We start from the raw sequence: 16,762 nt of genomic DNA, 5'->3' as shown, positions 1-16,762 counted from the left end.
GGCGTTGCCGCGACAGGCCCCGTTCCTTACAATCGATGGGACAAAATGTGGATTTGTTGCAAAGTTTGGCGGCGGGCTGTGGCTGCATCGCGCTTGGCGCTGAGCAGGAAGTCGATGGTCTGCCCGCGGGCATCAACAGCGCGGTACAGGTACATATCCAGCGGCCCTTCACCTTCACGTAGGTCTCGTCCACCCGCCAGGAGCCGCCGGTCCACACCGACGCGTCGGCCATCGCACCGCGACGCGCCCGAACCCGCGTGCCGAGAGAGTGGCGAGCGTCGCAAGCTACGAGCGGTGGCTGGCCGTCTATAAAGAGCTCCGGCGCCGCCATGCCGCCGGCGAGATGCTGCTGGGCATTGCCCGGTCGATGGGCCTGGCGAGTGCGCTGGGTTACCCGGGCCGGGCAAAAGTGGTGCATCTGTGGCTGCAACAGCACCGAAGCGTCCCGGCGAAGACGACGCCCCACCGCTGGCGCAAGGAGACGCCAACCCGATCGGGCGGCCCACCAGCCCTCCCGTCGCCCAAGCGTTTGGCCTGGGCTCTGGTAAAGCCGGCCGCAGCCCGCAACGACGAGCAGGCTGCGGCCGTTGCCCAGGCCGAGCAAGATGCCGAAACACATACAGTTGTTGGTCTCGCGCGCCGCTTCACAGCACTCGTGCGTGCGGCTGGCCGAACCGCGGAAAGCGACCAGGCTGCCGCCGGCCTAGAAGCTTGGCTCGCCGAGGCCAGTTCTTGTGGTATCACGGCGATTCAGACGTTTGCTGCCGGTTTGGAGCAGGATGGCGCTGCAGTTCGGGCGGCACTCACATTGCCATGGAGCAGCGGGCAGGCTGAGGGGCAGATCAACCGCCTCAAGCTGCTCAAGCGTCAGATGTACGGCAGAGCCAGCCTGGATCTGCTCCGGAGCCGAACCCTCCTGGTGGCGTGATCCACGCAAACTGCGCAAGAAACGGGGCAAGATCAACAGGCGGATCCAACAAGCCAATGGATGCCGGCCCACAGCCGACCCCATCCGGTGCCGGGATGGGGTGCGGTGCGGGTTCAGGGTGGTCAATCAGTTTTTCAGCTTGTAGCCCGTGCGGAAAATCCACCAGACGACGGCGAGGCAGACCGCCATCATCAACGCGACCATGCCAAGGCTCAGCGCGACCGGCACGTCGGCGGCGCCGTAGAAGCTCCAGCGGAAGCCGCTGACCAGATAGACGACCGGGTTGAACAGCGTGACTTTCTGCCAGAACGGCGACAGCATGCTGATTGAATAGAAGCTCCCGCCCAGGAAAGCCAGCGGCGTGACGATCAGCATCGGAACGATCTGCAGCTTTTCCCAGCCGTCGGCCCAGATGCCCAGAATGAAGCCGAGCAGGCTGAAGGTCACCGACGTCAGCATGAGGAAGGCGACCATCCAGACCGGGTGGGCGATGGAGAAATCCACGAACAGCCGCGCGGTCAGCAGGATCAGCGTTCCCAGAATGACCGACTTGGTGGCAGCGGCACCGACATAGCCGATCACCGTTTCGAAGGCGGAGACGGGGGCCGACAGCAACTCGTAGATCGTGCCGGAATAGCGTGGCATGTAGATGCCGAAGGACGCGTTCGACACACTCTCCGTCAGCACCGACATCATGACAAGGCCGGGGACGAGGAACGCGCCGTAGCTGACGCCCTCCACCGCCGCGAACCGGCTGCCGATCGCCGCTCCGAAGACGATGAAGTACAGCGAGGTGGAGATCACCGGTCCGGCGATGCTCTGGAACAGCGTGCGCCAGGTGCGGGCCAACTCGAATTTATAAATGGCCTTGATCGCATGCAGGTTCATGCCCGTTCCCTCACCAAGCTGACGAAGATTTCCTCCAGGGAACTCTCATTCGTGCGCAGGTTCGTGTAGGTGATGCCGTGGTCGCCCAGCTTGCGGAGCAGCCCGGCGATGCCCGTGCGCTCCTGCTGGGTGTCGAACTGGTAGACCAGTTCCCGCCCGCCCTCCGACAGGGTCAGGGGATAGCCCGCGAGTTCGGCGGGGATGGCGTCCAGCGGGTTTTGCAACTGCAGGGTCAGCAGCCGCTTGCCCAGCTTTTCCATCAGCGCGGCCTTTTCCTCCACCAGGATGATCCGGCCGCCGGAGATCACGCCGATGCTGTCGGCCATCTCCTCGGCCTCCTCGATATAGTGGGTGGTCAGGATGATGGTGACGCCGCTGTCGCGCAGGCGCCCGATCATCTCCCACATGCCGCGGCGAAGCTCGACATCCACGCCGGCGGTCGGCTCGTCAAGGAACAGGATGCGCGGCTCGTGCGACAGCGCCTTGGCGATCAGCACGCGCCGCTTCATGCCGCCGGACAGCGCCATCACCTTGGTGTCCTTCTTGTCCCACAGGGACAGGTCCTTCAGGATCCTCTCGATGACGGCAGGGTCGGGCGGTTTGCCGAACAGCCCGCGGCTGAAGCTGACGGTCGCCCAGACGCTCTCGAACGCTTCGGTCGTCAGCTCCTGCGGGACGAGGCCGATGAGGGACCGCGCGGCGCGCCAGTCCCGCAGGATGTCATGGCCGTCCACCGTCACGCTGCCGGATGTCGGCCGGACGATGCCGCAGACAATGCTGATCAGCGTCGTCTTGCCGGCGCCGTTGGGGCCCAGCAGGGCAAGGATCTCGCCGCGGCGGATGTCGAGATCGACTCCTTTCAGTGCCTGGAAACCGGATGCGTAGGTCTTTTCCAACCCACGGATCTCAATGATAGGCTGCATGTGTTCCCTCGGCTTGGGGGCTGTCTCCCCGGTGCGGACGCCACCAGGGCGGGGCCACCATAGCGCCCGCCGGCGCTCGGCGAAATCCGAACCTGGGCGGTGCCCGTGGATCGGCGCCCTGCCAAAGCACCCCGGCAGGGCGCCGGGCTGGTCGGCCGCTCACCCCACCTCCGGCATCCGGTCCAGCAGCTTGTCGAGCGTGACCGGATAGTCGCGCACGCGCACGCCGGTCGCATTGTAGACGGCATTGGCAATGGCGGCACCGACGCCGCAAAGGCCGAGTTCCCCGACGCCCTTGGCCTTCATCGGCGAGGAGATCGGGTCCGTCTCGTCGAGGAAGATCACCTCCTGGTGCGGGATGTCGGCATGGACCGGAACCTCGTAGCCGGCAAGGTCGTGGTTGACGAAGAAGCCGGCGCGCCTGTCCACCGCAAGTTCCTCCATCAGCGCCGCGCCGACGCCCATGGTCATCGCGCCGATCACCTGGCTGCGCGCCGACAGCGGATTGAGGATGCGCCCGGCCGCGCACACCGCCAGCATCCGCCGCACGCGGATTTCCGCCGTCGCGGCATCGACGCCCACCTCGACGAAATGGGCGCCGAAGGTGGATTGCTGATAGCGCTTGTCGAGGTCGCCATACTCGATGCCGTCCTCGGCGGCGAGACCGTTGTCGCCCGCCGCCTGGGCGAGCGGGATGCTGCGGTTGCCGGCCCGGACCTCCCCATCCGCGAACACCGCGTCGGCGGAGTTGAAGCCGAGCCTGCCGGCTACCGCCTCGCGCAGCTTGACGCAGGCGGCATACACCCCGGCAGTGGAGTTGTTGGCGCCCCATTGGCCGCCCGATCCGGCGGATGCCGGGAAGGACGAATCGCCGAGGCGCACCGTCACCCTGTCCAGACCGACGCCCATCATCTCCGCCGCGGTCTGGGCGATGATGGTGTAGCTGCCGGTGCCGATGTCGGTCATGTCGGTTTCGACCGTCACCCTGCCCTGCTTGTCGAGCCGCACCCGCGCCGCCGATTTGGTCAGCAGGTTGTTGCGGAAGGCGGCGGCGACGCCGAGTCCGGTCAGCCAGCGTCCGTCGCGGCTCTGTCCGGGGCGCGCATTGCGCTTGCTCCAGCCGAAGCGGTCGGCGCCCCGGCGCAGGCATTCGACGAGCTGCCGCTGCGAGAAGGGGCGGTCGGGCTGGACGGGATCGACCTGGGTGTCGTTGCGGATGCGGAATTCGACGGGATCGAGACCCAGCTTCTCCGCCATCTCGTCCATGGCGATTTCCAGCGCCATCATGCCCGGCGCCTCGCCCGGCGCACGCATCGCATTGCCTTCCGGCAGGTCGAGCCGCGCCAGCCGCAGCGCGGTCAGGCGGTTGGCCCCGGCATAGAGCAGCTTCGTCTGGTCGACCGCCGTCTCGGGATCGCCGCCCGGCAGGTTGCCGGACCAGCTTTCATGCGCGATGGCGGTGATGGTGCCGTCGCGCTCGGCACCGATGCGGATGCGCTGGATCGTCGCCGGCCGATGGGTGGTGTTGTTCGCGATGAGGGGCCGCTGCAGCGCCACCTTGACCGGCCGCCCGGCGGCGCGGGCGCCCAGCGCCGCCAGCACGGTGTCGGCCCGCAGGAACAGCTTGCCGCCGAAGCCGCCCCCGACGAAGAGGGAGATCAGGCGCACCTTTTCCTTCGGCATCTTCAGCGTGCGGGCGAGGTCGCCGGCGGTCCAGGCGATCATCTGGTTGGACAGCCAGACGGTAAGCCGGTCGCCGTCCCAGGCAGCGACGGTGGCGTGCGGCTCCATCATCGCATGGGTCTGGTCGGGGGTGGTGTAGGTCTCGTCGAGCGTCACCGGAGCGGCCGCGAAGGCGCCGGTGAAATCGCCGACATTGCTGTCGGACTTGCCGTCTTCCGGCTTGGTGGCGCCATCCTTGGCGTGCGCCAGATCGAAGGAGCCGTCTGCCCGGTCGTAGGTGACGCGGACCAGCCTCGCCGCGGCCCGCGCCTGTTCGAAGCTTTCCGCCACGACCAGCGCGACGGCCTGATGGTAATGCTCGATCTCGGGGCCGCCCAGCAGCGTCGCGGTGTTCATCTTTCCCTTGCCGAGCGGACCCGCGGTCTCGGCGGTGACGACGGCGAGGACGCCGGGTGCCGCCTTGGCGTCGGCGAGGTCCATCGCGGCGATCCGCCCTTTGGCGATGGCCGAGCCCACGATATAGCCGTAGGCCGCGTCCGGAACGGCATCGTGCCGTTCATAGGCATATGGGGCGGTGCCCGTGGTCTTCAGCGGGCCGTCGATGCGTGGCGTCGGTTTGCCGACCACCGCGAGGCGGTCGATCGGGTTGGTCGTCGCGGGGGTGTCGAACTTCATGTCTCAGCCTTTCGCTTCGGCCAGAACCGCGCCGAGCGTGCGCTCGACCAGCGGCAGCTTGAACGCATTGTCATGGGTCGGCTTGGCATCGGCCAGCAGCCGGGCGGCCACCGCCTTGGCGCCCCGCGGCATCTCCGCCTCGGCGTCCTCGGCGCGCCACGGCTTGGGCGCGACGCCGCCGAGTGCCACGCGTCCGCTGCCGTCGGGCTGCACGATCGCCGCCACTGAAACCAGCGCGAAGGCGTAGGAGGCGCGGTCGCGCACCTTGCGATAGATCTGCGCGCCGCCGGCCGGCTTGGGCAAGGTGACTGCCGTGATCAACTCGCCATGCTCCAGCGCCGTTTCGATGTGCGGCGTGTCGTCGGGCAGCCGGTGGAAGTCGACGATCGGGATGATCCGCGTCGCACCATCCGGCTTTACCGTCTCCACCGTGGCGTCGAGCACGCGCATGGCGACCGCCATGTCACTGGGATGGGTGGCGATGCAGGTGTCGCTGCCGCCGATCACGGCAAGCTGGCGGCTGAAACCGCCGATGGCGGCGCAGCCGCTGCCGGGCCGGCGTTTGTTGCAGGGCTGGTTGGTGTCGTAGAAATAGGGGCAGCGCGTGCGCTGGAGCAGGTTGCCGGCGGTCGTCGCCTTGTTGCGCAGCTGGCCCGATGCGCCGGCAAGCAGGGCGCGGGACAGCACGCCATAGTCGCGGCGCACGCGGGGATCGGCGGCGAGATCGGTGTTGCGCACCAGCGCGCCGATGCGCAGGCCACCCTCCGGCGTCGGTTCCACGCTGTCGAGCTTCAGGCCGTTGACGTCGACCAGATGGACCGGCGTCTCGATCTCCAGCTTCATCAGGTCGAGCAGGTTGGTGCCGCCGGCGATGAAGCGGGCATCCGGAGTGCGCCGCACGGCTTCGGCTGCTGCTGCGGGCGAGGACGCGCGCTCGTAGGTGAAGGGCCTCATGCGTCCCTCCCGGCGACCTCGGTGATCGCATCGACGATGTTGGAATAGGCGCCACAACGGCAGATGTTGCCGCTCATCCGCTCGCGCAGTTCGGTGGCGGTCAGCTGAGGCGCGGCGGTCAGGTCGGCGCTGACGTGGCTGGGGATGCCGGCCTTGATCTCGTCCAGCACCGCGACGGCCGAACAGATCTGTCCCGGCGTGCAATAGCCGCACTGATAGCCGTCATGCTTCACGAAGGCCGCCTGCATCGGGTGCAGGTCGTCGGGCCGGCCCAGGCCTTCGATGGTGGTGACGCTGTCGCCCTCGTGCATCACGGCCAGCGACAGGCAGGAATTCAGCCGCCGGCCATCGACGATCACCGTGCAAGCGCCGCATTGGCCATGGTCGCATCCCTTCTTGGTGCCGGTCAGGTGCAGATGCTCGCGCAGCGCGTCGAGCAGTGTGGTCCGCGTGTCGAGCTGCAGCGTGTGCGACGTGCCGTTCACTGTGAGGGACACCTTGGACATGACGGGGGACATGACGGGAGTGCCGTCTGGCATGGCTGGCCTTTCACTGGCGGTGGTTTGGGCAGTGGTGGCTTGGGCCGGCGTGGCGAACGGCACGCCGGTCATCGCCACGGCGGCGGCGCTGCCGAACAGCAGGCCGCGCCGCGACATCTCGAGGTTTCCGGAACCCTCCATGTCCTGTTTCCTTCCTCTTCACCGGTCGCAAAGACAGGTGCAACGCGCGATGATATCCGCAGGACCAGCCTTCCGGATGTTCACTGCGGAAACCGGCGGCTCGGCATGAACAACGGACGGAAGATTGGTTCCGGTCCACCGGGCTGTTGGTCTGGCGTTTCCAATAACGCCTGTCGATTTGCTTGATGAAAACCGGACGGCTAGGGCAACTGTTCCCATGACCTCGTCTTTTGTCCGGCCTGCCGTATGCCCGTCCGCCACCTGACCGCCACACCGATGTTGGTTCCGGCGCCGGATGAGCCCATCGTACCGACGTCAGCCAATCGCATCAGGTGAACGCACCGCTCATGAGTGCGTTTCATCAGTCCTATCGATTCGAGCATCCCGCATCGAACACTCCCGGCCGGATGGCCTTCCAGCCATGGCATGGGCGATGAAACACACGAATGGAAAGGAATTTCACATGAAGATCACGCGCGTTGGCACTCAGCCGTCCAATCCGGGTCCTGAAGATTATTTTACCGGCCGTGTCCGCATAGACCCGCTCTTCGCGGCGGAGGATCCGGGCCGTGCCATCGGTGCGACCGTCACGTTCGAGCCGGGAGCACGGACCGCCTGGCACACGCATCCCCTCGGTCAGACACTGCTGATCACCCAGGGCGTTGGCCGCGTCCAGCGCGAAGGCGGCCCGGTGGAGGTCGTCCGTCCCGGTGACGTCGTCTGGTTCCCGGCCGGCGAGAAGCACTGGCACGGCGCCGCACCGGATGTCGCCATGACCCACATCGCCATCCAGGAGAGCCTGAACGGCTCGGCCGTGACTTGGCTGGAAAAGGTCAGCGACGCCGATTACGGCAGCTGACCCGAACCCATTCTGTCATGGTTCTCATCGCCGGTGCCGCAAAGCCAGCGGCGCCGGACAGGAATCCTGCACTGCTGGACCGCGATGGAGAGCTGCGCGGTCTGTCGGTTCGCCTCGCGATCTACCGAGAGGATGCCACGCCCGATCCCTTCGCGAAACGCTGATCGATATCGCCACGGATGGCGTGCGGGACCTGACCTGACGAAATGCCGCAGACGCCGCGGTTGACCACCAACCAAAGGCGCAACTACCATACCAGCAACTGGAATGGTAGTATGCAACGCCATGAACGGTCCCGAAGCGGCACCGCTCCCGACGATGGCCGGACTGCTCCAGGAAACAGTGCTGAAACGTACGACCGCCGCCCGGTGGTGCCGCGGGAAGCCAGGATAACCGGCTCCCGCGCCTGCCCATCGGGATGCCAGAAATCATTGGGCCAAGACTATTGATGGACCGGAACCGGCGCGCAGATCCTGCGCAGCGACCGGCGGCGGCGTGCGTCCTGGCTGGAGATTCCAATCATGAGCGAACAAACTATTGCCGACGCCCCACCCGGCCAGTCGGCGGAACCGGCCCGCAAGGCCGGCGGCATCGGCAACGCGGCGGGCAAAGCGGCGGTCACGGTAAGCAAGGCCATCGGCCGCTACCGCTGGACCATCTGCGGCCTGCTCTTCTTCTCGACCACCATCAATTATATGGACCGGCAGGTGCTGGGCCTGCTGAAGTCCACGCTGATGGGCGACATGGGCTGGACCGAGTCCGATTTTGGCGACATCGTCGCCGCCTTCTCGCTGGCCTATGCCTTCGGCTACATCGGCTGCGGCCGGCTGATGGACAAGATCGGCATCCGCATCGGCCTGCCGGCGGCCGTCGCCGGCTGGAGCTTCTTCGCCTGCGTCCACGCCTTCATGGGCAGCGTCTTCGGCTTCAAGGTCGCCCGCGCTGGCCTCGGCCTGACCGAGGGCGGCAATTTCCCCGCCTCGATCAAAGCGGTGTCCGAGTGGTTCCCGGCCAAGGAACGGGCGCTCGCCACCGGCATCTTCAATGCGGGATCCAACGTCGGCGCGGTCGTCGCGCCGATCCTGGTGCCCATCCTGCTGGTCGCTTATGGCTGGCAGGCCGCCTTCCTCGTCACCGGCGGCATCGGCTTCTTCTGGGTCATCGCCTGGCTGCTGATCTACCGCAAGCCGGAAGAGCATCCGAAGCTGACGCCCGAAGAGCTGGCCTATATCCGCAGCGACCCGGTGTTGCCGCAGGAGAACATTCCCTGGATCAAGCTGCTGAGCTACCGCGGCACCTGGGCGAACATTGTCGGCACCTGCTTCTCGGCTCCGGTGTGGTGGTTCTACCTGAACTGGGTTCCGGGCTTCCTGAACAAGCAGTATGGCGTCAACCTGTTCGGGGCGATGCTGCCGTTGATCATCATCTACACGATGGCCGATTTCGGCAGCGTCGGCGGCGGCTGGTTCTCCTCCCACCTGATCAAGCGCGGCGTGAAGCCCCTGCGTGCCCGCAAGCTGACCTTCCTGGTCTGCGGCCTGTGCGTGCTGCCGGTGTTCTTCGCCTCCACCGTTTCCAGCATGTGGGTCGCCGTGCTGCTGATCGGCATCGCCGCCTCCGCCCACCAGGGCTATTCGGCCAACGTCTACACCATCGTGTCCGACACCATGCCGCGCAACGCGGTGGGGTCGGTGGTCGGCATCGGCGGCTTCTGCGCCTACTTCGTCGGCATGTTCGTCTCGATGGGCGTCGGCCGCCTGCTGGATGCCACCAACGGCAACTATCAGGTGCTGTTCGGCATCGCATCGGTGCTCTACCTCGTCGGTCTGGCGATCATGCACCTGATCCTGCCGAAGACCGGATCGGGCAAGACCCCGGCCGGAATCGAAGTCTGATCTCTCTGTCCACCCCGTCTCGACACTCCGGGGCGCCCCGCCCCGGAGTCCCCACCAGCGACCAAACAGCCTTACCGAATGACGGTGCACCGGCCACCCGCACTGCCCAACGGGGCAGCGGACAGGGAGACCGCAGCGACCGCCGCGAACCGGAGCCCATCATGCCCGACGCGAACACCGCCCTGCTGGCGGCCCGTCCTTCACGAACCCGCCTTTCCACCGACAGCCTCGACCGCTTGGCCCCGGCCATCGAGCGTCCCGCCTACGACCGCACCGCGGTGACGCCGGGCATCGTCCATATCGGCCTCGGCGCCTTCTGCCGCGCCCATCTCGCCACCTACACCGACGACGTGCTGGCGACCGGCGATCGGAACTGGGGCATCGTCGGTGTCGATCCGCTCTCCCCCGCGATCCGCGACGCGCTGAAGCCGCAGGATTGCCTCTACACCCTGCTGGTGCGCGAGGAGAACCGCGACCGGCTGCGTGTCGTCGGCTCGTTCCTCGACGCACTGGCGACCGCCGACCAGCTGGACGAGGTGCTGGCCCTGATGGCGAAGCCGGACATCCGGATCGTCACCCTGACGGTCACCGAAAAGGGCTATTGCCAGGACGCCGCCACCGGTTCGCTGGACGAGGCGCATCCGCTGATCCGCGCCGACCTTGCCGACCCCACCAGCCCGCGCAGCGTCCCCGGCCTGCTGGCGGAAGCGATCCGCCGCCGTCGTGCCGCCGGAGTGCCGCCCTTCACGGTGCTGGTCTGCGACAACCTCGCCCAGAACGGCATCAAGGTACGCGGCATCGTCGTGCGCTATGCCGAGCTGCGCGATCCGGAGCTTGGCGCCTATATCGCGGACCAAGTCAGCTTCCCCTGCACGATGGTCGACCGCATCACCCCCGCCACCCAGGACGCCGACCGCGCCACGGTGGAGGAAGCGACCGGCTGCGCCGATGCCTGGCCGGTGGTGAGCGAACCGTTCAAGCAGTGGGTGATCGAGGACCGCTTTCCGCTCGGCCGCCCGGCCTGGGAAAAGGCCGGCGCCATCCTGGTCGAGGATGTCCACCCGTTCGAGCTGATGAAGCTGCGCTGCCTGAACGGCGCCCATTCGCTGCTGGCCTACCTGTCGGTGATCGCCGGGATCGAGACCATCGCCGACGCCATGGCCGACCCGCAACTGCCGGCCGTCATGCGCCGTCTGTGGGCGGAGGACCTGATCCCCACCCTGCCGCCGGTGCCGGGAACCGACATCCCCGCCTATACCGCGGCGCTGGAAGCGCGCTTCCGCAATCCCGGCATCCGCCACCGCACCATCCAGATCTCGTCGGACGGCTCGCAGAAGCTGCCGCCCCGCCTGCTGGAGCCGGCGCGGGAGCTGTTCGCCGCCGGCAAGGCACCCGCGGTGATCCCGCTGGCCGTCGCCGCCTGGATGCGCTTCCTGCTGGAAAAGGACGAGGCCGGCAACGGCTACACGGTCGCGGACCCGATGGCGGCGGCGCTGACCCGCATTGCCCGCGTCCATTCCGGCGATGCCGGCGCGCTGGCGGCGGCTCTGTTCGCCATCGAGGACATCTTCGCCCCCGAACTGGTGGCCGAGGACGCCTTCCGCGCCGCGGTCGTCCGCCATCTCGACAGTCTGATGAATGCAGGCGTGCAGCGGACGCTGGCCGACTTTCTCGCCACCCCATGACTTGCGGCGGCCATCAAGCCCGCCGCCGCACCCGAATTTGAAAGGACCCCATCATGCAGGAAACCTGGCGCTGGTTTGGCCCGGACGATCCCGTCACCCTGGAAAAGGCCCGTCAGGCCGGTGCGACCGGCATCGTCACGGCGCTGCACCACATGAATCAGGGCAGCGTCTGGACGCCTGAAGAAATCCAGAAGCGCCGCGCCATGATCGAGGCCGCCGGCCTGACCTGGGCGGTGGTGGAAAGCATCGGCGTCGGCGAGGAGATCAAGACCCGCACCGGCGACTTCCGCAGCAAGATCGACAATTACAAGCAGTCGATCCGCAATGTCGCCCGCGCCGGTATCCCGGTGATCTGCTACAACTTCATGGTCATCACCGACTGGAGCCGGACCAATCTGATGCACCGGCTGCCGAACGGCGGCTATGCGCTGCGCTACGACAGCGTCGATTTCGCCGCCTACGACCTGTTCGTGCTGAAGCGCCGCAATGCGGAGGCCAGCTACGACCCCGCCCACATCGCCGCCGCCAAGGCGCGGTTCGAGGCGATGACGGTGGAGCAGGTCGCCGAACTGGAGCGCAACCTGATCGACTGGCTGCCGGCCCGCGACTTCGCCTATGACCGCGACAGCTTCCGCGGCATGCTGGAACTGTACCAGGAGATCGGCGTGGAGGATCTGCGCGCCAACCTGATCGAATTCCTGCGCGAGATCACGCCCGTCGCCGAGGAAGAGGGGGTGCGGCTGTGCATCCACCCCGACGACCCGTCCTTCCCCATCTTCGGGTTGCCGCGTGTCATGTCCACTGCGGAGGATGTCCGGGCGCTGTTCGCCGCCGTGCCGCAGGAGGCCTGTGGCCTGACTCTGTGCACCGGCTCCTTCGGGTCCAACCCGAAGAACGATCTGGTGGCGATGGCGAAGGAGTTCGCCCCGCGCATCCATTTCGTCCATCTGCGCAACACCACGCACGAGCCCGACGGCTCCTTCTACGAGGCCGACCATCTCGGCGGCGACACCGACCTGATCGGCGTGGCTGCGGCGATGATCGACGAGGAGGCCCGCCGCAAGCGGACCGGCCGCGCCGACGCCCAGATCCCGATGCGCCCCGACCACGGCCATCTGCTTGGCGACGACATCGGCCAGACGATGAACCCCGGCTATTCCTTCGTCGGGCGTTTGAAGGGTCTGGCCGAACTGCGCGGCGTCATGCGCACCATCGAAGCCTTCCGCGAAAAGCGGGTGGCGTGACCGGTGGCGGGGCCCTTCTCCAGTGCGGGAGGGAGGGGCCCCGCCATACGGGCGCAGACGGTCGTCTCGGCACTCACGCGCTCTCTCCCTCCCCGGCTTTCCGCCGGGCGGCCAACGCCAGCATCAGCCCGCGGTCGCGCTCGGCCTCCAGTGTGGCGACGGAGCGGCCGGCGGCCTCCTGTGCGATCCCATCAACCAGCAGACGGCAGACTTCGGGCGTCAGGCTCGGGGTGCCGAGAGTCGCCCAGCGCCGTTCCTGGCTCGGCCCGAGATGGTCGAGGTAATGGGCAATGCCGCCGGGTCCGCCGCCCAGGTGATAGGCCATGTGGGAGCCGATCACCGACCAGCGCAGGCCGGGACCATGCACGAGCGCGGCATCGACGTCGGCGACATCGGCGATGCCCTCCGCGACGATGTTCACCGCCTCCCGCCAGAGGGCGGAGGCCAGGCGGTTGGCGATGTGGCCCACCGCATCCTTCTTCAGCGCAACCGTCACGCGACCGACCCTGCGATAGAAGGTCTCGGCCCTGCCCAGCGTCTCCGCATTGCCGGCGAACAGTTCGACCAGCGGCATCAGATGCGGCGGATTGAAGGGATGGGCGGTGATGAAGCGGTCACGCCGCGCCACGCCTGCCGCCAGATCGGTCCAGGTCAGCGAGGAGGTGCTGCTGGCGATCACCGCGTCGGGCGCAGCCGCGGCCTCCACCTCGGCATAGAGTGCATGCTTGATGGCGGTTTTCTCGGGCGCGTTTTCCTGAATCCAAGCGGCGCCCTGGACAGCCTCGGCAACCGATGACGCGACGGACAGCCGGCCCGGCCCTTCGGCCAAGGACCCGAGCGCCCGCAATTGCCCGAGCAGGGGCTCCACGCGTTCCGGCAGCGCGGCCAGAACGCTGGTATCGGGATCCCAGGCGAACACATCCAGCCCATGGGCCAGAAACAGCGCCGACCAGCTCTGCCCGATCAACCCGCAGCCCAGCACCGCAACGGACGAGATCGGCAGCGGGGATGACGGCATTGGGAACTCTCCTGCGCGGCAATGTCGGCCAAGATGCGGGATACGGAAACACAGTGCGGCCGGAGCAGGCGTTCGCCTGTTCCGGCCGCACTATGATGCATCATACAGAAATCGTTCGCATCGGGTGAAGGGAAGACGGCGAACGGGTTCGATCCCGCCCACTTGTCAGAGCTGAGTCCAGGAAAGTAGTATGGCTCTGAAGCGTCAGTGGCTGATCATCCACGGTCTTGCGGTGGGGAAGCCCTTCGCACCGTCCGCGGTTCGCAGCACCGACCGCCCCTTCTTGCCGCCGCCACCGCAACACCCGCAGCCGGGGCCGTGCTTGTGCGCCGGTCCGACCTCCGACAGCAGTTTGGGCCGGTCGGCGCTGCGTTCGTTGGTGGAATGCGCCGTCCGGGTCGCGGCCGACAGGGTTGAGAAGGCCGGCGCCATGCGGATCACCCGCGGTGCCGGCATCTCGCACCAGGGGCAGGGTTGCGGCAGGCTGCTTTCCGCCATCGGCCGCATCTCGGTGAAGTCGCCGCAGGTCGGGCATTCATAGTCGTACATCGGCATGGCGTGGCCTCCCTCCTCCGGCGGTTACATGCGGTCCGGCGCGATGGGCATGTCGACGTCGCCGCTGATGAACTTCGTCGGGCCATCGGCGTTCGGGCTGATGTCAAAATCGAAGATCTGCGTCGGCAGGAACAGGGTGGCGCAGGCGTTGGGCACGTCGACGACGCCGCTGATGTGGCCCTGAACCGGTGCGGTGCCGAGGATCGAATAGGCCTGGGCACCGGAATAGCCGAACTTCTTCAGATATTCGATGGCGTTCAGACAGGCTTGGCGATAGGCGACATGGACGTCGAGATAATGCTGCTCGCCCGCCTCGTCGACCGAGATTCCCTCGAAAATCAGATAGTCGTTGTAGGTCGGGACAATGGGGCTCGGCTTGAAGATCGGGTTCTTGATGCCGTATTTCGCCATGCCGTCCTTGATCAGGTTCACCTTCAGATGCGCCCATCCGGCCATCTCGATGGCGCCGCAGAAGGTGATCTCGCCGTCGCCCTGGCTGAAATGCAGATCGCCCATCGACAGACCGGCGCCCTTCACATAGACCGGGAAATAGATGCGCGAGCCGCGCGACAGGTCCTTGATGTCGCAATTGCCGCCATGCTCGCGCGGCGGTACGGTGCGGGCGCCCTCCGCCGCCGCCTTGTCGCGGGCATCGCCCTTCAGCCGGCCCATATGGGCGGTCGGCGCATAGGGCGGGTTGGCGAGGCCGGGGACGCGGGTCGGGTTGGTGTCGATCAACGCCTGCTCGCGCTTGTTCCACTTGGCCAGCAGATCGTGCGAGGGCAGGCAGCCGATCAGTCCGGGGTGGATCAGCCCGGCAAAGCGCACGCCGGGGATATGGCGCGACTTGGTGAACATGCCCTCGAAATCCCAGATCGACTTCTGGGCCAGCGGGTAATGCTCGGTCAGGAAGCCGCCGCCATTCTGCTTGGAAAAGAAGCCGTTGAAGCCCCATTGCTGCTGCGGGAAGGCGCCGATGTCCAGCAGGTCGACGACCAGCAGATCACCCGGCTCCGCCCCCTCGACCCCTACCGGGCCTGACAGGAAATGCACCTGGCTGAGATCGACGTCGCGCACGTCGGCGGCATCATCGTCGTTTTTGATCTGGCCGCCGGTCCAGTCATAGCATTCCAGGATGAAATCGTCGCCCGGCTTCACCGTCACCGCCATCGGGATGTCCGGGTGCCAGCGGTTGTGGATCATGTCGTTTTCATAAGGAGTCTGCGACAGATCGACCTTGATCAGGGTGTCAGCCATGGGTTGCTCTTCCTTTTTGTGGACTGATTTCAAGGGAGTGGGAGTAGCGGCGCGTCACACCGACAGCAGCCGGGCGACCTTGGCCTCGTCGATGGCGCCGCGGCTGTCCTCGTGGACGATCTCGCCGTTCTCGATCACCAGCACGCGGTCGGCGATGTCGAGCGCGAAGCTCAGCACCTGTTCCGACACGATGATGCTGAGGCCCTTCTCGTCGCGGATGCGGCGGAGCGTGCGGGCCATCTCGCGGATGATCGAGGGCTGGATGCCTTCCGTCGGCTCGTCCAGCAGCAGAACCTTGGGCTTGGTCGCCAGCGCGCGGGCGATGGCGAGCTGCTGCTGCTGGCCGCCCGACAGGTTGCCGCCGCGCCGGCCCTTCATCTCCAGCAGCACCGGGAACAGTTCGTAGAGATCGCCGGGAACGCTGCGCCCGCCATGCACGGACAGGCCGGTCTCGATGTTCTCCTGCACCGTCATGGTCGGGAAGATCATGCGGCCCTGCGGCACATAGGCGACGCCCTTCGCCACCCGCTCGTAGCTCTTCAAGCCGGTGATCTCGCTGTCGCCGATGCGGATGGCGCCGGAGCGCGCCGGCACGATCCCCATCAGCGACTTCATCAGCGTGGTCTTGCCCATGCCGTTGCGGCCCATGACGGCGACGATCTCGTTGGGCGCCACCGTGAAGTCCAGCCCGTGCAGGACCTCGCTCTCGCCGTAGGACACGCGCAGTTGGTTGACGGACAGCATGTCTGCGATCTCCGCTTAATGGCCCAGATAGACTTCGACGACCTTGGGATCGGCCTTCACCCGCTCCATGCTGCCTTCCGACAGGATCCTCCCCTGGTGCAGCACGGTGACGCGGTGGGCGATGTCCTCGACGAACTTCATATCGTGTTCGATCACCAGCACCGAGCGGTTCCGGATGATGCGGTTCAGCAGTTCGGCGGTCTTCTTGCGCTCGTTGACGCTCATGCCGGCCACCGGCTCGTCCAGCATCAGCAGCTCGGGGTCCTGGATCAGCAGCATGCCGATCTCCAGCCACTGCTTCTGGCCGTGGCTGAGATATTCGGCGCGCTGGTCGAGATGGTCGGCCAGGAAGATCATCTCGGCGATTTCCGCCACCCGCTCGCGCACCGCGGCATCGCGCTTGAAGGCGAGCGCGCCGAACACCGTGCGGCCACGGGGATAGGAGATCTCCAGATTCTCGAACACCGTCAGGTCGTCGTAGATCGACGGGTTCTGGAACTTGCGCCCGACCCCGGCCTTGACGATCTGGTGCTCCTTCATCGCCGTCAGTTCCCTGTTGCGGAACTTGATGGAGCCGCCGGACGCTTTGGTCCGCCCGCAGATGAGGTCGAGCACCGTGGTCTTGCCGGCGCCGTTCGGGCCGATGATGACGTGGATTTCGTTGCTGTCGACGTAGAAGGACAGGTCGTTGACCGCCTTGAACCCGTCGAAGGACACGGTCAGCCCTTCGACCGCCAGCAGGTAATCGGTGGGGTTCGCCATGGGTCCGTCCCT

Annotated in this window: 16 protein-coding genes and 1 pseudogene; 6 read left to right on the top strand and 11 right to left on the bottom strand. The window is 66.7% G+C overall.

What is annotated here, in order from left to right; translation table 11 throughout:
* Positions 1 to 68: 68 nt before the first annotated feature.
* Positions 69 to 208 (bottom strand): annotated as a pseudogene (locus tag B9N97_RS29960) (DDE-type integrase/transposase/recombinase); the annotation flags it as partial.
* A 135-nt stretch (positions 209 to 343) separates the two neighbouring features.
* On the opposite strand from B9N97_RS29960, the gene B9N97_RS29955 reads away from it, so the two are divergent.
* Complete coding sequence (locus B9N97_RS29955; RefSeq protein WP_348520106.1) at positions 344 to 928, top strand: transposase; 585 nt, start codon at positions 344 to 346, stop codon at positions 926 to 928.
* Positions 929 to 1,054: 126 nt separating this feature from the next.
* On the opposite strand, the gene B9N97_RS29950 is transcribed toward B9N97_RS29955, so the two are convergent.
* From B9N97_RS29950 to paoA, 5 genes are all read right to left on the bottom strand, one after another.
* Positions 1,055 to 1,816 carry an ABC transporter permease gene (locus B9N97_RS29950; protein ID WP_085091472.1) on the bottom strand — a complete coding sequence of 254 codons (762 nt, stop codon included), beginning with the start codon at positions 1,814 to 1,816 and terminating at the stop codon, positions 1,055 to 1,057.
* The gene (locus B9N97_RS29945) at positions 1,813 to 2,739 is read right to left on the bottom strand and encodes an ABC transporter ATP-binding protein (protein ID WP_085091471.1); all 927 of its coding nucleotides are present in this window, start codon (positions 2,737 to 2,739) and stop codon (positions 1,813 to 1,815) included. Before B9N97_RS29945 ends, B9N97_RS29950 begins: the two co-directional genes overlap by 4 nt.
* Before the next feature lie 159 nt (positions 2,740 to 2,898).
* A complete protein-coding gene (paoC, locus tag B9N97_RS29940) occupies positions 2,899 to 5,097 on the bottom strand; it encodes an aldehyde oxidoreductase molybdenum-binding subunit PaoC (protein ID WP_085091470.1) in 2,199 nt (732 codons plus the stop codon).
* 3 nt (positions 5,098 to 5,100) lie between these two features.
* Entirely contained in the window at positions 5,101 to 6,051 is a 951-nt protein-coding gene (locus B9N97_RS29935) for an FAD binding domain-containing protein (RefSeq protein WP_085091469.1), read from the bottom strand.
* Positions 6,048 to 6,731, bottom strand: coding sequence for an aldehyde dehydrogenase iron-sulfur subunit PaoA (paoA, locus tag B9N97_RS29930; RefSeq protein WP_085091468.1), 684 nt, complete (start codon positions 6,729 to 6,731; stop codon positions 6,048 to 6,050). The genes B9N97_RS29935 and paoA overlap by 4 nt, the downstream gene beginning before the upstream one ends.
* A gap of 463 nt (positions 6,732 to 7,194) precedes the next feature.
* On the opposite strand from paoA, the gene B9N97_RS29925 reads away from it, so the two are divergent.
* The 5 genes from B9N97_RS29925 to uxuA all read left to right on the top strand — a co-directional run bounded on the left by B9N97_RS29925 (position 7,195) and on the right by uxuA (position 12,414).
* Positions 7,195 to 7,590 carry a (R)-mandelonitrile lyase gene (locus B9N97_RS29925; RefSeq protein ID WP_085091467.1) on the top strand — a complete coding sequence of 132 codons (396 nt, stop codon included), beginning with the start codon at positions 7,195 to 7,197 and terminating at the stop codon, positions 7,588 to 7,590.
* Between the two features lie 17 nt (positions 7,591 to 7,607).
* Positions 7,608 to 7,754: a hypothetical protein gene (locus B9N97_RS35800; RefSeq protein ID WP_167393422.1), complete on the top strand. Its 147-nt coding sequence runs from the start codon at positions 7,608 to 7,610 to the stop codon at positions 7,752 to 7,754.
* Between the two features lie 357 nt (positions 7,755 to 8,111).
* Complete coding sequence (locus B9N97_RS29920; protein WP_085091466.1) at positions 8,112 to 9,485, top strand: MFS transporter; 1,374 nt, start codon at positions 8,112 to 8,114, stop codon at positions 9,483 to 9,485.
* A gap of 161 nt (positions 9,486 to 9,646) precedes the next feature.
* Complete coding sequence (locus tag B9N97_RS29915) at positions 9,647 to 11,170, top strand: mannitol dehydrogenase family protein (RefSeq protein ID WP_085091465.1); 1,524 nt, start codon at positions 9,647 to 9,649, stop codon at positions 11,168 to 11,170.
* A 53-nt stretch (positions 11,171 to 11,223) separates the two neighbouring features.
* The gene (gene uxuA, locus B9N97_RS29910; RefSeq protein WP_085091464.1) at positions 11,224 to 12,414 is read left to right on the top strand and encodes a mannonate dehydratase; all 1,191 of its coding nucleotides are present in this window, start codon (positions 11,224 to 11,226) and stop codon (positions 12,412 to 12,414) included.
* Between the two features lie 73 nt (positions 12,415 to 12,487).
* On the opposite strand, the gene B9N97_RS29905 is transcribed toward uxuA, so the two are convergent.
* The 5 genes from B9N97_RS29905 to urtD all read right to left on the bottom strand — a co-directional run bounded on the left by B9N97_RS29905 (position 12,488) and on the right by urtD (position 16,750).
* Positions 12,488 to 13,432: a 3-hydroxyacyl-CoA dehydrogenase NAD-binding domain-containing protein gene (locus B9N97_RS29905; protein ID WP_085091463.1), complete on the bottom strand. Its 945-nt coding sequence runs from the start codon at positions 13,430 to 13,432 to the stop codon at positions 12,488 to 12,490.
* A gap of 204 nt (positions 13,433 to 13,636) precedes the next feature.
* Positions 13,637 to 13,987: an FmdB family zinc ribbon protein gene (locus tag B9N97_RS29900; protein WP_085091462.1), complete on the bottom strand. Its 351-nt coding sequence runs from the start codon at positions 13,985 to 13,987 to the stop codon at positions 13,637 to 13,639.
* A 24-nt stretch (positions 13,988 to 14,011) separates the two neighbouring features.
* Positions 14,012 to 15,244 (bottom strand): formamidase, encoded by a 1,233-nt coding sequence (gene fmdA, locus B9N97_RS29895; protein ID WP_085091461.1) that lies wholly within the window; start codon positions 15,242 to 15,244, stop codon positions 14,012 to 14,014.
* Positions 15,245 to 15,298: 54 nt separating this feature from the next.
* Complete coding sequence (urtE, locus tag B9N97_RS29890) at positions 15,299 to 15,988, bottom strand: urea ABC transporter ATP-binding subunit UrtE (protein WP_085091460.1); 690 nt, start codon at positions 15,986 to 15,988, stop codon at positions 15,299 to 15,301.
* Positions 15,989 to 16,003: 15 nt separating this feature from the next.
* Positions 16,004 to 16,750: an urea ABC transporter ATP-binding protein UrtD gene (urtD, locus tag B9N97_RS29885; RefSeq protein WP_085091459.1), complete on the bottom strand. Its 747-nt coding sequence runs from the start codon at positions 16,748 to 16,750 to the stop codon at positions 16,004 to 16,006.
* Positions 16,751 to 16,762 lie beyond the last annotated feature (12 nt).

The organism is Azospirillum oryzae (genome assembly GCF_900177515.1).
GTDB lineage: Bacteria > Pseudomonadota > Alphaproteobacteria > Azospirillales > Azospirillaceae > Azospirillum > Azospirillum oryzae_A.
Note: the sequence above shows the minus strand (reverse complement) of the source record. Positions and strands in the feature narration are given on the sequence as shown.

Excerpts from the sequence above, each read along its gene's own strand:
- B9N97_RS29915 (WP_085091465.1), top strand. The coding sequence starts at position 9,647 with ATGCCCGACGCGAACACCGCCCTGCTGGCGGCCCGTCCTTCACGAACC.
- fmdA (WP_085091461.1), bottom strand. The coding sequence starts at position 15,244 with ATGGCTGACACCCTGATCAAGGTCGATCTGTCGCAGACTCCTTATGAA.
- B9N97_RS29950 (WP_085091472.1), bottom strand. The coding sequence starts at position 1,816 with ATGAACCTGCATGCGATCAAGGCCATTTATAAATTCGAGTTGGCCCGC.
- paoC (WP_085091470.1), bottom strand. The coding sequence starts at position 5,097 with ATGAAGTTCGACACCCCCGCGACGACCAACCCGATCGACCGCCTCGCG.
- urtE (WP_085091460.1), bottom strand. The coding sequence starts at position 15,988 with ATGCTGTCCGTCAACCAACTGCGCGTGTCCTACGGCGAGAGCGAGGTC.
- B9N97_RS35800 (WP_167393422.1), top strand. The coding sequence starts at position 7,608 with ATGGTTCTCATCGCCGGTGCCGCAAAGCCAGCGGCGCCGGACAGGAAT.
- B9N97_RS29945 (WP_085091471.1), bottom strand. The coding sequence starts at position 2,739 with ATGCAGCCTATCATTGAGATCCGTGGGTTGGAAAAGACCTACGCATCC.
- B9N97_RS29935 (WP_085091469.1), bottom strand. The coding sequence starts at position 6,051 with ATGAGGCCCTTCACCTACGAGCGCGCGTCCTCGCCCGCAGCAGCAGCC.
- uxuA (WP_085091464.1), top strand. The coding sequence starts at position 11,224 with ATGCAGGAAACCTGGCGCTGGTTTGGCCCGGACGATCCCGTCACCCTG.
- B9N97_RS29905 (WP_085091463.1), bottom strand. The coding sequence starts at position 13,432 with ATGCCGTCATCCCCGCTGCCGATCTCGTCCGTTGCGGTGCTGGGCTGC.
- B9N97_RS29900 (WP_085091462.1), bottom strand. The coding sequence starts at position 13,987 with ATGCCGATGTACGACTATGAATGCCCGACCTGCGGCGACTTCACCGAG.
- B9N97_RS29955 (WP_348520106.1), top strand. The coding sequence starts at position 344 with ATGCTGCTGGGCATTGCCCGGTCGATGGGCCTGGCGAGTGCGCTGGGT.
- paoA (WP_085091468.1), bottom strand. The coding sequence starts at position 6,731 with ATGGAGGGTTCCGGAAACCTCGAGATGTCGCGGCGCGGCCTGCTGTTC.
- B9N97_RS29920 (WP_085091466.1), top strand. The coding sequence starts at position 8,112 with ATGAGCGAACAAACTATTGCCGACGCCCCACCCGGCCAGTCGGCGGAA.
- B9N97_RS29925 (WP_085091467.1), top strand. The coding sequence starts at position 7,195 with ATGAAGATCACGCGCGTTGGCACTCAGCCGTCCAATCCGGGTCCTGAA.
- urtD (WP_085091459.1), bottom strand. The coding sequence starts at position 16,750 with ATGGCGAACCCCACCGATTACCTGCTGGCGGTCGAAGGGCTGACCGTG.